Genomic DNA, 13,802 nt, shown 5'->3' on the forward strand with positions numbered 1-13,802 from the left:
TTGCGCAAGGCCAGCGCGCGGTTTAGATGCCCTGTGCCGGAAACCCAGCCCCCGCCCGCCGACCTCGCCGGTCTTGGTCTCGCCGAGATTGCCCGGCTCGCCGCGGAACGCCGGCTGCCGCCGGTCGAGAAGTGGCACCCGATCCATTGCGGCGACAGCGCGATGCGGATCGCGCGCGACGGCACCTGGTATCATGAAGGCAGCCCGATCGGCCGGCCGGCGATGGTGCGCCTGTTCTCGACCATCCTCAGGCGCCAGGCCGACGGCTCCCATGTGCTGGTGACGCCGATCGAAAAGCTCGACATCGCGGTCGAGGACGCACCCTTCATAGCGGTGGAGCTGAAGAGCGAAGGCTCGGGGCGGGAACGCGCTCTCGCCTTCCGTCTCAATACCGGCGATCTGGTCGTCGCCGGGCCGGACCATGAGCTGCGCTTCGAGGCGCAGGGCGACGGGCCGCATCCCTATCTCCACGTTAGGGCCGGTCTGGAGGCACTGGTCGCACGGCCGGTTTATTATGAGCTCGCGGCGCTGGCGCTCGACGAAGGCGGGAATCCGCCCGGCCTGTGGAGCGGCGGCCTGTTCTTTCCGCTGGAAGGCGACGCATGAGCCTGGTCGAGTCCTTGCGCGACGCTCTGGCCGGGCGACACGACGCGGCGCCCGAACTGATCGGCGGCGACGTGCTGGAAGGCGAGGAGCCGGGTGCCGGCCCGATCACGCCTGCGGCCGTGCTGGTCGCGATCGTCGACCGGCCCGACCCGACGGTCATCCTGACCCTGAGGCCCGAGACGATGCGCAAGCATCCCGGCCAGGTGAGCTTCCCGGGCGGCCGCATCGACCCCGGCGACGACGGACCGGTGGCGGCGGCGCTGCGCGAGGCGGAGGAGGAAATCGGCCTGCCGCCCGCCGCGGTCGAATTGATCGGCCTTGCCGACCGCTACCGCACGATCACAGGCTTCGAAGTCACGCCGGTCGTCGGCCTCGTCGCGCCGGATTTGCCGCTCAGGCCCAATCCGCACGAGGTCGCGGACCTGTTCGAAGCGCCGCTCCGCCATTTGCTCGATCCCGCCCATCACGTGATGCGCAGCGCGATGTGGCGCGGTCGCGAGCGGCATTATTATGAGATCGATTATGAGGGGCGGCGGATCTGGGGCGCGACGGCGGCGATGATCGTCAACCTGACCCGGCGGCTGGAGCCGGCGGCATGACGATGACCTTGCCCGACGCCGAATGGCGGCACTGGCCGGGGATGGACCGGCTGCTTGCCGCGCTCGATGCGTCCGCCGGCGAGACCCGCTTCGTCGGCGGCTGCGTCCGCGACGCGCTGCTCGGCATCGAGGTCAGCGACGTCGATCTCGCCACCCGTCTCGCGCCGGACGAGGTCATCGCCCGGCTGGGCAAGGCGCGGATCAAGGCGGTGCCGACCGGCATCGCCCACGGTACGGTCACCGCGGTGATCCACGGCCGGCCGGTGCAGGTGACGACGCTGCGCCGCGACATCGAGACCTTCGGCCGCCGCGCCACGGTCGCTTTCACCGACGATTGGCGCGAGGATGCGGCGAGGCGCGACTTCACGATCAATGCGCTTAGCGCCGAGCCGGAGAGCGGCGCGATTCACGATTATTTCAGCGGCCTTGCCGATATCGCGGCGCGGCGGGTGCGTTTCATCGGCGATCCCTTGCCGCGCATCGCCGAGGATCATCTGCGTATCCTGCGCTTCTTCCGCTTCCACGCCCGCTTCGGCGCGGGTACGCCAGATGCCGCCGGCACCGATGCCTGTGCCGCACGCGCCAACGATTTGATGGCCCTGTCGCGCGAGCGGATCGCGGACGAACTGCTGAAGCTGCTCGCTTTGCCCGATCCGGCGCCAACCGTCGCCCTGATGATAAAGCGCGGCATATTGAAGCCGGTCGTACCCGAAATCGCCTCCACCGACCGTCTGGCCCGCCTCGTTGCGCACGAGCGCGCCGCCGATCAGCCGCCGCACCCTATCCGTCGCCTCGCCGCTCTTCTTCCGAGCGATGCGGAAACAGCAAGCGCGATCGGGACCCGGTTGCGCCTTTCCAAGACCTATCGCGCGCGACTGATTGGCGCGCTCGCCGAATCGCCCGCCGCCCCGCGCGAAGCCGCCTATCGCTTCGGCACCGCCGTCGCGATCGACCAGCTGCTGCTGTCGGATCGAAACGCGTCAGCGATCGCCGCAGCGGTCGCGGACCTAACGGTTTGGAGCCCGCCCAAGCTGCCGATCAAAGGCGGCGCGATCGTCGCGCGCGGCATCGGCGAGGGGCCGGAGGTGGCGCGGCTGATGCGGGCAGTGGAGAAAAACTGGATCGCCGAGGGCTTCCCGGATCGAAGGCGGGTCGACGCGATCGCCGACGAGGTGGTCGCTCAGGCGCTCCGCTCGCGCCAATAAGCGAAAGCCGTGTCGGCGGTCATCGGCTCGGCATAGTGGAACCCCTGGCCATAGGTGCAGCCCATCGCGCAGAGCGCATCGGTCAAATCGGCGCTCTGGATGCCCTCGGCGGTGGTTTCCATGCCGAGCGCCGAGGCGAGCGAGAGGATCGCGCCGACGATCGCGTGGCTGTCCTGGTCCCGGAGCATGTCGGTGACGAAGCGCTGGTCGATCTTCAGCACGTCGATCGGCAATGTCTGCAGCGAGGCGAGGCTGGTGAAGCCGCTGCCGAAATCGTCCATCGCGATCCGGACGTCGAACCGCTTCAGCGCGCCGAGCGCCTGGGCGACCCGCTTCGGATCGTGGATGATCGCGCTTTCGGTGAGCTCCAGGGTAAAACGATCGCCGGTGACCCCGGCATTGGCGAGTGCCGCAGACAAGGCGGCGGCGACGTCGTCGCGACTGATCTGGATCGGCGACAGATTGACGCTCATATTGAGCGGCAATTTGGCATTGGCGGCACGATCCCAGTCCGCCAGCGTTTGCGCCGCGCGGTCCAGCGCCCAGCGGCCGAGCTGGACGATGAGTCCCGATTCCTCGGCGACGGGAATGAATTCCGAGGGAGCGATCATCTCACCGTCACGTTGCCAGCGGGCGAGCGCCTCGAAGCCGGCGATCCGTCCGCTTTTGAGCTCGATCAGAGGATGGAAGGCGAGGGTCAGCGCCTCCGCCTCGATCGCGACGCGCAATTCCGTCTCGATGCTGAACCTGCGACGCGCGACCTGAGCCTCGGTCGGCTCATACACCTGCGTCACGCCTTCCTGCTTGGATCGCTTCAAGGCGAACTGGGCGTTGCGCAGCACCTCGTCGGCGGACATGACGCCCAGCGACAGCATCGCGCAGCCGATCGCGCAATCGACCCGGATCTCCAGGTCGGAAAGGCGGAACGGCAGGGTCAGCACGGTCTTGATCCGTTCGGCGGCGCGCAGCGCGTCCGAAATGCCGCGATCGAGCCGCATCAAAATGCCGAACTCATCGCCGGAGGTGCGGGCGAGCATGTCGGTCGGGCGCAGCGCCGAGACAAGCCGGCGGGCGAAGGTGATCAGCAGTTCGTCGCCGGCCATCGCGCCCATCGATTCGTTGACCCGGCTAAAGCGGGTCATGTCGACGGCGAGCACCGCAAAAGCGCCTTCGCGGAAATTGGGGTCGGCGAGGACGGCGTCGACCTGCTCGTTGAAGGCGAAGCGGTTGGGCAGGCCGGTCAGGCTGTCGCGCAGCATCTCCGAGCGCAGGCTCTTCTCGGTCTCGACTTGCGCCGTCTTGTCGATCAACGAGAGCAGGAAGCGCTGGGGCTGCCCCTCAAGCCGCTTCAGACGGGAAAAGCGAACCGTGAAATGACGGCCGGCGACGCTGCGGCCGTCGGGCGTATCGAACTGATGCGCGGATTCGCCGCCGCGCAGGAAGGCGGCGAGGCGGATCGCGATCGGACCGGCGGCGAGGATCGGCACCTGCGCGAGCTGGCGATCACCCAGCCGCTCGTCCCACTCGGCGATCAGCCGGAAATGATCGTTCGCGCATTCGATATAGGAGCCGTTCTCCTCGTCGCGCGTGATCATCGCCGCGGCGATCGGCAGCGCGTCGAGATAGGACTGGCGGGCGCTTTCGAGGATATTTTCGAGCGCGGGCGCAATCGCGGCGGCGCCGTCCTGATCGGACTCGCCGCGAGAAGCCGTGATGTCACGCTTGGGGCGCGCGCCGGACTGCATGGACGAGGGGTTAAATGAACAGGGTTAACGAGCCGTTGAGAAATCGGCGGATGGCAGCATTCAGAACCGGTTGTCGCGTGGAAAGCCGATGGGCGCCGGCCGGCCGGCGGCGGCGCGGGCGGTCTGCCACAGCTTCATCTCGCTTTCCGTGCGGGTCCGGCCGCTCTCGCCGCCTTGTCGCCAGGACAGGCCCGCAGCGAGGTTGAAGCCGGTCGCATCGGAGAGGCCGCCCTGCCGGTAGCGCTGCAGCTGAACGCCCTGGCCGCGGCCCATTTCGGGTAGATTGTCCTCGATCGGAAAGGCGACGAGCTTGCGGTTGTCGCCGATGACCGCCACCCAATCGTCGTCCGGCGCAAGCGGACGCACGACCTTGAGCTTTTGCCCCGCCCGCAGATTGACCACCTGCTTGCCCTTGCGCGTTTCGGCGACCGCGCCCGCCGACGGGGTGAGGAAGCCGCGCCCGTCCGAAGAGGCGAGCAGCAGTTTTTCCGCCGCGCCGGCGCGGAGCAAGGCGACGACATTCCCCTCCCCTTCGATGTCGATCATAGCCTTGACCGGCTCGCCGAAGCCGCGTCCGCCGGGGAGGCGATCGGCGGCCAGCGTGTAGAAACGCCCGTCCGAAGAGGCGATCAGGATCTTGTCGGTGGTGTGGGCGTGGAGCAGCGGCAAAGCGAGGGCATCGCCTTCCTTGAACTTCAGGCCCGCCGCCTCGCCGGCTTCGACATGACCCTTCATCGCCCGGATCCAGCCGCGCTGCGACAGGATGACGGTAACCGGCTCGCGCTCGATCATCGCCTCCAGCGGGATCTCCCGCGCCGGCGCCGCTTCCTCGATGCCGGTGCGGCGGGCGCCGATCGCGGTCCATTCGCCGTAGCGCGACTTGAGCGCCTTGAGGTCCCGTTTGAGGCGACTCTTCTGCAACTGGTCCGAGCCGACCAGCGTTTCGAGATCGCGCCGCTCCGCCTCGAGATCCGCCTGCTCCTTCCTGAGCTGCATCTCCTCCAGCCGCCGCAACTGGCGCAGCCGCATGTTGAGGATCGCCTCGGCCTGGCGGTCGGTGAGGCCGAATTCGGCGGTCATCACCGGCTTGGGCTCGTCCTCGGTGCGGATGATCTCGATCACCCGGTCGAGGTTGAGGAAGGCGAGGATATAGCCTTCGACCAGCTCCAGCCGCTCGGCGATCCTGGCGAGCCGATGCTCCGAGCGGCGGACCAGCACCGCGATCTGGAACTTCAGCCATTGCCGCAGCACCGCCTTCAGCCCCAGCACCCGCGGCACGCGGTCCGCGTCCAGCACATTGAGGTTCAAGGGCACCCGCGCCTCGAGGTCGGTCAGCCTGAACAGGCTGTCCATCAGCACGCCCGGATCGACGGCGCGGCTGCGCGGCTCCAGCACGATCCGCATCTCCTCGGCGGATTCGTCGCGGACGTCGGCGAGGATCGGCAGCTTCCTCTCGCCGATCAGCGCCGCGATCTGCTCGATCAGTTTCCCTTTGGCGACCTGATAGGGGATTTCGGTGACGACAATCGTCCAGCTGCCCTGCGACCCCTTCTCGATGCTCCACCGCGCCCGCACGCGGAACGCGCCCTTGCCGCTTTCATAAGCGGCGCGGATCACTTCGGGGGGATCGACGACCACGCCGCCGGTCGGGAAGTCCGGCCCCTTCACGCACTCCAGCAATTGCTCGGTCGAAACCGGCGCGACCCGTTCCTTTTCGTCGATCAGCAGGAAGGCGGCGTCGATAAGCTCGCTGACATTGTGCGGCGGGATGCTGGTCGCCATGCCCACCGCGATGCCGCTGGCGCCGTTGGCGAGCAGGTTGGGGAACAGGCCAGGGAAGACCTCCGGCTCCTCCTCCTCGCCATTATAGGTGGGGCGAAAATCGACCGTGCCCTCGTCGAGGCCGGCCATCAGCTCGCCGGCCGCCGCGGTCAGCCGCGCCTCGGTGTAACGCATCGCCGCGGCATTATCGCCATCGACATTGCCGAAATTGCCCTGGCCGTCGACGAGCGGATAGCGGAGCGAGAAGTCCTGGGCGAGGCGGACCATCGCGTCATAGACCGATTGATCGCCATGCGGGTGGTATTTGCCGATCACGTCGCCGACGACGCGGGCGCATTTCTTGTAGGCCGAGGCGGGATCGAGCCGCAGCAGCCGCATCGCCCAGAGCAGCCGGCGGTGGACCGGCTTCAGCCCGTCGCGCAGATCGGGGAGCGACCGGGCGGTGATCGTCGAGAGGGCATAGACCAGATAACGCTGGGAGAGCGCGTCGTCGAAAGGATGATCGACGACGGCGTCGAATTCGTCACTCATGGAAAAGCGTTAGCAGCGCGGATTCGGCGAGGCGAGCGGGATCAGCGCCGCCCGTTGAGATTGCGATCGGCGAACATCGATTTCATCGCCTCGGCCTGCCCGGCCATTTCGAGATAGATGAAGACGATGTCCTCGGCTCTGTCCGGCCGCTGGCCGGTCACGCCCTGAGCCCGAACCCGGGCGACCAGCTGCTCGAACGACGGCGGCGAGCCGCCGGCCGCCACCATACCGCCGTCGAGGAAGGACAGGTCGACATTCTGGGCGGCGTAGCGGCGGCGCATGTCCTCGCGCCCCAGCTGGGCGAGGACGTAATGCTGCGCCATATCGCGCTGGGTCGCCGTCCAGCGGCCGGCGTCGGCGCAGCGCGGCAGGGCGGCCAGGATCGCATCGAGCGCCGTGCCGCCCCGTTGCTCGCCGTCGGCGGGTGCATCGGTCAGGCGCTGCGACGCGGCCGGGCCGGCAAGCGCGCGTTGCGCGGCGGTCACGCCCTCGAACAGGCAGGTGAAGGGCGCATCGGACGGCGCCGCGGCAGGTTGCGCGCGGAGCGGCGGCATCATCGTAATGGCCAGAGCCGCGACCAGGAGGAGCCGTTTCATCGGCGCAACCTAACAGCCGCTCGCGGACTTCGCGAGACGGCTCTTGCAATTCTCTACCAAACTGGTAGCGTTACATTGTTACATAGAGGAGGCCGCCATGCGCCGGGTCGTCTGTTTCGCCGCTCTGGGTCTTGCCGCCTGCGGGCAGGCGCCACAGCGATCGGAAGCGCCCTCCCCCTCGATGCGCGCGCCGCGATATGAAGGCGGCAACGCGACAGCGCCGGCGGCCGAGTCGCGGCAGGCCGGGCCCGATGTCTCCCCCACCGCCGCGCCGGGCGTCGCCTTCAACTATCGCTATTCCTTCCGCCTCCCGGCCGAGCGGATCGCCGCGGTGCAGGAGCGCCACGCCGCGACCTGCGAGGCGCTCGGCGTCCGCCGCTGCCGGATCACCGGCATGCTCTACCGCGTCGTCGGCGAGAACGACGTCGAGGCGATGCTGAGTTTCCAGCTCGATCCCGCCATCGCCCGCCGCTTCGGCCGCGCCGGCGTCGAAGCCGTCACCCAGGCGGAAGGGATGCTGACCGAGAGCCTGATCACCGGCGAAGATGTCGGCGTCCAGCGCACCAGCCGCGATCTCGCGCAGATGCGCGAGGAATTGCGCGGGCTCGAAGCGCAGCTCGGCCGCGGCGATCTCCCGCCCGACGAACGGGCGCGGATTGAGGCCGAGATGCGCGATCTGCGCGCCCAGATCGACAACGCTCAGAATGTGCGGGCCGATCAGGAGGAAATGCTGGCGACGACGCCGATGACGTTCAACTACGGCTCCGGCCAGTTCGCGCCGGGCGAGCAGCGGCCGTCGCTCAGCGTCGCGCTCGACCGCGCCGTCAACGGCTTCCTCTACGGCGGCACCCTGCTGCTGGTGATCCTGATCACGCTGCTGCCCTGGGTGGCGGCGGGCCTCATCGTCTGGGCGCTGGTTGCCTTCGTCCGGCGGCGCTGGTTCAGGCGGCCGACGCCCGCGACGGATGGCGGTGAACCTCCAGCATCGACGCCGGCATCATTGGCTTGAGCGCGGCGAGGTCGCGCCGGACCTCGGCGAGCAGCCAGTCGCGGAAGCGCTTGATCTTGGGGACGTTGCGCCGCTGCTCGGCGTAAACGAGCCAATAGCCCCAGCCGCGCGACGAAAGCTGGTCGAACGGGCAGACCAGCCGCCCCTCGGCGATATCGTTGCGCCAGAAGAAGGGGGTGAGCATCGCCATTCCCTGCCCCGCCATCGCGGCATGGCCCTCATGCGCCTGGTAGCCGAGGCGGATGCCGCGCGGCGTCTCGTCCGGGATCGTCACCCCGGCATCGCGCAGCCACACCGCCCACCACGGATCCTCCGGCCCGATCCGGGGAACCTTCAGGAGGTCTTCCGGGGTGAGCGAACCGCCGTGGCGTTCGAGGAAGGCCGGGCTGCACATCGGCGTGAAGAAGACCTGGAACAGCAGGTCGGCGCACAGGCCCGGCCATTCGCCCATGCCGGTGCGCACCCCGATATCGACCTCCTCGCCGGCGAAATCGGCAAGCCCGTCGTCGGTCAGCAGGCGGACCGCCATTTCCGGGTTGGCCATTTGGAACGCGCCGAGCCGCCAGGCGAACCAGGTGTTGGCGAATGTATAGGAGGTGGTGATGTTCAGCGCCTTCTCGTCCTCCGCCCGGAGCGACGCGAAGGCGCCGTCCAGCGTGTCGAAGGCGCGGCCGACCTCCGTCGCCACTCTTCGCCCCGGATCGGTCAGCGCCACGCGCCTTTTCTCGCGCCGGAACAGGGACACGTTCAGCCGTTCTTCCAATAGTTTTATTTGATAGCTGACCGCCGCCTGGGTCATCCCCAGCTCGGCCGCGGCCTTGGTGAAATTCTCGTGACGCGCGGCGGATTCGAACACGCGCACGGCGGTGAGGGGCGGCAATTGGCGCATCGCGCATTCATAAGCCAGTTTAATCACCGATGTCGAGACTTTGGTTGGCGGAAAACGTCCGGAGAGCGCACATCACGGGCATCGAGAACCAAGCGAAAGACACGAAAGGAGCCCGCCATGCGTGACGAAATGTTCAGCCGCGATTGGGTCGACAATCACGAGGCCTTCTCGGCCGATCTCGGCCGCGGCCTCGACGCCCTCGGCGCCCGCCTCAGCCGCTTCCTCTCCTGGGACGGCACCATCGCCCACCTCGCCGCTTTGATCCTGTCGGCGGCGATCACCACCCTCACCTTCAACGGCACCGCGGCCTGACGCGTTGCTTCAGGAGACTGTCATGACCAACAGGCTTTCACCTCTCGCCCGCTTCTGGCGCGAAGTGTCCTTCTCCCTCCGCGTGCTGAATCGCATGCAGTTCAGCGCGCCCTGGCGCCGCGACGCGAAGGGCTGCTAGGGGCCCGCTCCCTGCCCTGATTGCCCTCCCCGCGTCGCCGGTGCATGAGCGGCAGCGTGATCGGCCTCAAAGCCATTGCGCTGCCGCTCTTTGCGGGGCTAGCCGCCTTCGCGATGAACAGTGACGCCCAGCCTCCCTCACCTTCCGCGCCCGGCCGCCTGCTGACCTGGCCCGATCTGCTGGGTCGCGCGCGTCCCTCTCCATCCACGACCATCTCATACGGCGCGGACCCGCTCCAGGTCGTCGACCTTTGGCTGCCCGAAGGCCGAGGGCCGCACCCCACCGTGTTGATGGTCCATGGCGGCTGCTGGCAGACGGAGATCGCCGACCGGACGATCATGAACTGGATCGCCGACGATCTCACGCGGCACGGCTATGCGGTGTGGAACATCGACTATCGCGGCGTCGATCGCGGCGGCGGCTATCCCGGCACCTTCGAGGACGCGGCGGCGGCGGCGGATGCGTTGCGCACGAATGCGGCGCGCCACCGGCTCGACATCTCCCGCCTGGTCGCGATCGGCCACAGCGCCGGCGGCCATCTCGCGCTCTGGCTTGCCGGACGGCGCCGGCTTCCCGCTGGCTCGCCGCTGCGCACCGCCAATCCCCTGCCGATCCGTTCGGTGATCAGCCTCGGCGGCCTGCCCGACCTCGAGGAGGCCGCCCGCTCCCGCAATGGTTGCGGCAACGAGGTGGTTATCCGGCTCGTCGGCAACGCGCTGCCCGGGCGGCGCGACCCCTTCACCGACACGTCCGTTCCGCGCCTCGCCCCGCTCGGCGTCCCGCAGATACTGATCAACGGCATGCAGGACCGGATCATCCCGACGACTTATGCCGAAGGCTATGCGCGGCCGATGCGGGCGGCGGGCGACGATGTCCGGGTGCGGATGATCGACGCGACGGGCCATGTCGAGCTGGTCGCGCCCGAAACCGCCGCCTGGGCCGCCGCGGTCGAGGAGATCCGCCGGGCCTGGCGCCGGTGAGCGTCACCCTCGCCGACGCCGAGGCGCGCGACGCCGCCGATCCTTTGCTCAACCTGCGCGGCCGCTTCGACCTGCCGGAGGGCGTCATCTATCTCGACGGCAATTCGCTCGGCCCGTTGCCGAAAGGCGTGGCCGAACGCGTCGCGGCCGTGGTCAGCGAGGAATGGGGCGGCGACCTGATCCGCGGCTGGAACGCCCGCGACTGGATCGGCGCGCCGCAGCGCGTCGGGGCGATGATCGCGCCGCTGATCGGGGCGAAGCCGCATGAGGTGATCGTCGCCGACTCGACGACCGTGAATCTGTTCAAGCTCGTCACCGCCGCCGCCGCGCTGGCGCCCGAACGATCCGTCATCCTGACCGAGGCCGGCAATTTCCGCACCGACCTTTATGTCGCCGAGGGGGCCGCCAATTTGCTGGGGAGACGGTTCGAAGCGCGGGCGCGCGACGAGGTCGAGGGCGCGATCGGCCCGGGCACCAGCCTGCTCCTGCTCACCCATGTCCATTACCGGACCGGTGCCCGCTTCGACATGGCCGGACTCACCGCCCGCGCCCGCGACACCGGCGCGCTGACGCTCTGGGACTTGAGCCACAGCGCCGGCGCGGTGCCGCTCGATTTGGGCCGCGACGGCGTCGAGCTCGCGGTCGGCTGCGGCTACAAATATCTCAATGGCGGGCCCGGCGCGCCGGCCTTCCTCTACGTCGCCGAACATCTGCAGGAGCGGCTGATGCCGGCGCTGCGCGGCTGGATGGGCCATGAAGCGCCCTTCGCCTTCGACGACGACTATCGCCCCGCCCCCGGCCTCGACCGCTTCCTGGTCGGCACGCCGCCGATCCTCGGCATCGCGGCGCTGGAAGCGGCGCTCGACGCCTATCGCGGCGTCGCGATGGACGCGGTCTGGGCCAAGTCGGTGGCCTTGTTCGACCTGTTCCGCGCGCTGATGGCCGAGCGTTGCCCCGACTTCACCTGCATCACGCCGCAGGAGCCGGAACTGCGCGGCAGCCACATCTCCTTCGCCCATCCGCATGCGTTCGAGATTTGCCAGGCCTTGATCGCCGAGGGCGTGATCGGCGATTTCCGCTCGCCGGACGTCCTCCGGCTCGGCCTGACGCCGCTCTATCTCGGTTTTGCCGATATCTGGCGCGCGGTCGACATCCTCGGCGACATCATGGGCGAAGCCCGCTGGCGCGATCCGGCCTTCGCGGTGCGCGGCAAGGTCACCTGACCCGCGGCCAGCGCAGGGTCGCGGCCAGCGCGAGCACGGCGAGCACCGCCCCGCTGTCCGCCACCCAGTCCATGAACTCCGAGCTGCGGTGCAGGATCGGGATCATCTGCAGGAATTCGATCAGCGCCCCGAATCCCGACAGCGCCAGCGCCTGCGCCCAGCGCCGCGCGCGCGGATAAGCCGCCACCGCCATCGCGGTCAGCACGAGGAAGGCGATGATATGCTGGACCTTGTCGCCCGGCGCGCCCTCGAAATGCGGCGACCGGGGGTTGAGCGCAAAGCCGAGCGCGACGACGAGCGCGACCCAGAAAATCAGGCGCATGATGGTTTCGCGGCGCATGTCCCGCCCTGCCGCCTGTCGCCCAGGATCGCAAGCGGCGGCGTTTGCCCTGGCACCGCGCCTCCCGTATAGAGCCGCTTCCCTCGCCACCCCGCAGCCGGAGGCTCGCTGATGTCCCGCCGCCGACTCGTCTATGAAGGCAAGGCCAAGATCCTCTACGAGGGGCCGGAGCCCGGCACCCTGATCCAGTATTTCAAGGACGACGCGACCGCGTTCAACGCCCAGAAGAAGGGCTCGATCGCCGGCAAGGGCGTGCTCAACAACCGCATTTCCGAGCATATCTTCACCCTGCTCGGCCAGCTCGGCATCCCGACCCATTTCATCCGCCGCCTCAACATGCGCGAGCAATTGATCCGCCAGGTCGAGATCATCCCGATCGAGGTGGTGGTCCGCAATGTCGCCGCCGGCACGATCTCGACCCGGCTCGGGCTGGAGGAAGGCACCCAGCTGCCGCGCACGATCCTCGAATATTTTTACAAGGACGACGCGCTCGGCGATCCGATGATCGCCGACGAGCATATCGCCGCCTTCGGCTGGGCGACCCAGGACGAGATGACCGAGATCGCCGACATGGCGATAAGGGTGAACGATTTCCTCTGCGGGCTGTTCGCGGGGATCGGCATCCGCCTCGTCGATTTCAAGCTGGAATTTGGCCGGATCTGGGAGAATGAGTTTGCCCGGATCATCCTTGCCGACGAGATCAGCCCCGACGGCTGCCGCCTCTGGGACATGGAATCGGGCGAGAAGCTCGACAAGGACCGCTTCCGCCGCGACCTCGGCGGCGAGGCCGAGGCCTATCAGGAGGTCGCCCGCCGGCTCGGCCTGCTGAAGGGGGACGACGCCAATATGGTGCTCGACCTGGAGCAGCACCGGGCGAAGCGGGGCAAGTGACGCGCGAGGGCTGAGCCGTGGCGCACGCTCATTCGCACGGCGATCATCACCACGGCCCCGGCGGCCACCATCATCACACGCCGCCGGCCGATTTCTCCTGGGCATTCGCGGCCGGCATCGCGCTCAATCTCGGCTTCGTCGCGATCGAGACCGCTTACGGCTTCTGGGCCAATTCGATGGCCCTGCTCGCCGACGCCGGCCACAATCTGTCGGACGTGCTCGGGCTGGTCGTCGCCTGGATCGGCGCGGCGCTTGCCCGCCGGCCGGCGTCGCGGCGGTTCAGCTACGGCTTTCGCGCCGCGACCATCCTCGCCGCATTGGCCAACGCCGTCATCCTGATCGTCGCGGTCGCCTTCATCGCCTATCACGCCGTCGTCCGGCTGCTCATTCCCGACGTCGTTGAGGCCGGCACGGTGATGGCGGTTGCCGCGATCGGCATTCTCGTCAACGGCGCGACCGCCTTGATGTTCGCGCGCGGGCGCAAGGCCGACCTCAACATCCGCGGCGCCTATCTCCACATGCTCGCCGACGCTTTGGTCTCCGCCGGCGTCGTCGGCGCCGGCCTGCTGATCCTGACCACCGGCTGGGTCTGGGTCGATCCGGTCGCCAGCCTGATCGTCGCCGCGATCATCCTCGTCGCCTCGGTCGATCTCTTGCGCGAATCGGTGACGATGGCGCTGGCTGGCGTGCCGCGTTCGATCGATCCGGATGAGGTCGAGGGGCATCTCGCCGCATTGCCCGGCGTGGCGCGCATCCACGACCTTCATATCTGGCCGATGAGCACCACCGAATATGCGCTGACCGCCCATCTCGTCATGCCGGGCGGCTTTCCGGGCGACGCCTTCCTCGCCACATGCGCGCACGGCATCGCGCATGATTTCGGCATCGGCCATTCGACCTTCCAGATCGAGACCGGCGAGGACTGCGCCCAGGCCGGCCACGCGCACTGAGCGCA

14 protein-coding genes are annotated in these 13,802 nt (G+C 68.4%); 9 read left to right on the forward strand and 5 right to left on the reverse strand.

From position 1 onward, the window contains the following. Nucleotides 1–33 precede the first annotated feature (33 nt). From ACT4N3_RS09870 to ACT4N3_RS09880, 3 genes are read left to right on the forward strand one after another with little or no spacing between them, the layout of a single operon-like run. Nucleotides 34–606, forward strand: a complete 573-nt coding sequence (locus tag ACT4N3_RS09870) for a DUF1285 domain-containing protein (protein ID WP_444855050.1) — start codon at nt 34–36, stop codon at nt 604–606. Continuing rightward, nucleotides 603–1,205: a CoA pyrophosphatase gene (locus ACT4N3_RS09875; protein ID WP_444855051.1), complete on the forward strand. Its 603-nt coding sequence runs from the start codon at nt 603–605 to the stop codon at nt 1,203–1,205. Before ACT4N3_RS09870 ends, ACT4N3_RS09875 begins: the two co-directional genes overlap by 4 nt. Then, complete coding sequence (locus tag ACT4N3_RS09880; RefSeq protein WP_444855052.1) at nt 1,202–2,410, forward strand: CCA tRNA nucleotidyltransferase; 1,209 nt, start codon at nt 1,202–1,204, stop codon at nt 2,408–2,410. The genes ACT4N3_RS09875 and ACT4N3_RS09880 overlap by 4 nt, the downstream gene beginning before the upstream one ends. Here ACT4N3_RS09880 and ACT4N3_RS09885 read toward each other — a convergent pair. The 3 genes from ACT4N3_RS09885 to ACT4N3_RS09895 are packed head-to-tail and all read right to left on the reverse strand — an operon-like array spanning nt 2,386 to nt 7,064. Beyond that, nucleotides 2,386–4,155 (reverse strand): putative bifunctional diguanylate cyclase/phosphodiesterase, encoded by a 1,770-nt coding sequence (locus tag ACT4N3_RS09885; RefSeq protein ID WP_444855053.1) that lies wholly within the window; start codon nt 4,153–4,155, stop codon nt 2,386–2,388. The genes ACT4N3_RS09880 and ACT4N3_RS09885 overlap by 25 nt on opposite strands. Before the next feature lie 60 nt (nt 4,156–4,215). Next, nucleotides 4,216–6,468, reverse strand: coding sequence for a DNA topoisomerase IV subunit A (parC, locus tag ACT4N3_RS09890; protein WP_444855054.1), 2,253 nt, complete (start codon nt 6,466–6,468; stop codon nt 4,216–4,218). A gap of 41 nt (nt 6,469–6,509) precedes the next feature. After that, nucleotides 6,510–7,064: a hypothetical protein gene (locus tag ACT4N3_RS09895; RefSeq protein WP_444855055.1), complete on the reverse strand. Its 555-nt coding sequence runs from the start codon at nt 7,062–7,064 to the stop codon at nt 6,510–6,512. Between the two features lie 97 nt (nt 7,065–7,161). Here ACT4N3_RS09895 and ACT4N3_RS09900 point away from each other — a divergent pair, with 97 nt between their 5' ends. Continuing rightward, nucleotides 7,162–8,073, forward strand: coding sequence for a hypothetical protein (locus ACT4N3_RS09900; RefSeq protein WP_444855056.1), 912 nt, complete (start codon nt 7,162–7,164; stop codon nt 8,071–8,073). On the opposite strand, the gene ACT4N3_RS09905 is transcribed toward ACT4N3_RS09900, so the two are convergent. Next, entirely contained in the window at nt 8,006–8,962 is a 957-nt protein-coding gene (locus tag ACT4N3_RS09905) for a LysR substrate-binding domain-containing protein (RefSeq protein ID WP_444855057.1), read from the reverse strand. The two genes, ACT4N3_RS09900 and ACT4N3_RS09905, sit on opposite strands and share 68 nt — an antisense overlap. A gap of 117 nt (nt 8,963–9,079) precedes the next feature. Here ACT4N3_RS09905 and ACT4N3_RS09910 point away from each other — a divergent pair, with 117 nt between their 5' ends. From ACT4N3_RS09910 to kynU, 3 genes are all read left to right on the forward strand, one after another. Further along, entirely contained in the window at nt 9,080–9,274 is a 195-nt protein-coding gene (locus tag ACT4N3_RS09910; RefSeq protein ID WP_444855058.1) for a hypothetical protein, read from the forward strand. 195 nt (nt 9,275–9,469) lie between these two features. Beyond that, nucleotides 9,470–10,393, forward strand: coding sequence for an alpha/beta hydrolase family protein (locus ACT4N3_RS09915; protein ID WP_444855059.1), 924 nt, complete (start codon nt 9,470–9,472; stop codon nt 10,391–10,393). Next, the gene (gene kynU / locus ACT4N3_RS09920; protein ID WP_444855060.1) at nt 10,390–11,616 is read left to right on the forward strand and encodes a kynureninase; all 1,227 of its coding nucleotides are present in this window, start codon (nt 10,390–10,392) and stop codon (nt 11,614–11,616) included. The genes ACT4N3_RS09915 and kynU overlap by 4 nt, the downstream gene beginning before the upstream one ends. Here the strand turns inward: kynU and ACT4N3_RS09925 are convergent. Continuing rightward, nucleotides 11,609–11,956, reverse strand: a complete 348-nt coding sequence (locus tag ACT4N3_RS09925) for a hypothetical protein (protein WP_444855061.1) — start codon at nt 11,954–11,956, stop codon at nt 11,609–11,611. The genes kynU and ACT4N3_RS09925 overlap by 8 nt on opposite strands. A gap of 111 nt (nt 11,957–12,067) precedes the next feature. Between ACT4N3_RS09925 and purC the strand changes: the two genes are divergently transcribed. Further along, nucleotides 12,068–12,847: a phosphoribosylaminoimidazolesuccinocarboxamide synthase gene (purC, locus tag ACT4N3_RS09930; protein WP_444855062.1), complete on the forward strand. Its 780-nt coding sequence runs from the start codon at nt 12,068–12,070 to the stop codon at nt 12,845–12,847. Nucleotides 12,848–12,864: 17 nt separating this feature from the next. Then, complete coding sequence (locus ACT4N3_RS09935; RefSeq protein WP_444855063.1) at nt 12,865–13,797, forward strand: cation diffusion facilitator family transporter; 933 nt, start codon at nt 12,865–12,867, stop codon at nt 13,795–13,797. The last annotated feature ends 5 nt before the right edge of the window (nt 13,798–13,802 follow it).

Origin of the sequence: Sphingosinicella sp., from assembly GCF_052388015.1 — a bacterium.
Classification (GTDB): domain Bacteria; phylum Pseudomonadota; class Alphaproteobacteria; order Sphingomonadales; family Sphingomonadaceae; genus Allosphingosinicella.

What these genes read in the sequence shown, in the direction of transcription:
- ACT4N3_RS09875 (WP_444855051.1), top strand. Translation starts at nt 603, where the DNA reads ATGAGCCTGGTCGAGTCCTTGCGCGACGCTCTGGCCGGGCGACACGAC.
- ACT4N3_RS09880 (WP_444855052.1), top strand. Translation starts at nt 1,202, where the DNA reads ATGACGATGACCTTGCCCGACGCCGAATGGCGGCACTGGCCGGGGATG.
- ACT4N3_RS09885 (WP_444855053.1), bottom strand. Translation starts at nt 4,155, where the DNA reads ATGCAGTCCGGCGCGCGCCCCAAGCGTGACATCACGGCTTCTCGCGGC.
- parC (WP_444855054.1), bottom strand. Translation starts at nt 6,468, where the DNA reads ATGAGTGACGAATTCGACGCCGTCGTCGATCATCCTTTCGACGACGCG.
- ACT4N3_RS09895 (WP_444855055.1), bottom strand. Translation starts at nt 7,064, where the DNA reads ATGAAACGGCTCCTCCTGGTCGCGGCTCTGGCCATTACGATGATGCCG.
- ACT4N3_RS09900 (WP_444855056.1), top strand. Translation starts at nt 7,162, where the DNA reads ATGCGCCGGGTCGTCTGTTTCGCCGCTCTGGGTCTTGCCGCCTGCGGG.
- ACT4N3_RS09905 (WP_444855057.1), bottom strand. Translation starts at nt 8,962, where the DNA reads ATGCGCCAATTGCCGCCCCTCACCGCCGTGCGCGTGTTCGAATCCGCC.
- ACT4N3_RS09910 (WP_444855058.1), top strand. Translation starts at nt 9,080, where the DNA reads ATGCGTGACGAAATGTTCAGCCGCGATTGGGTCGACAATCACGAGGCC.
- ACT4N3_RS09925 (WP_444855061.1), bottom strand. Translation starts at nt 11,956, where the DNA reads ATGCGCCGCGAAACCATCATGCGCCTGATTTTCTGGGTCGCGCTCGTC.
- purC (WP_444855062.1), top strand. Translation starts at nt 12,068, where the DNA reads ATGTCCCGCCGCCGACTCGTCTATGAAGGCAAGGCCAAGATCCTCTAC.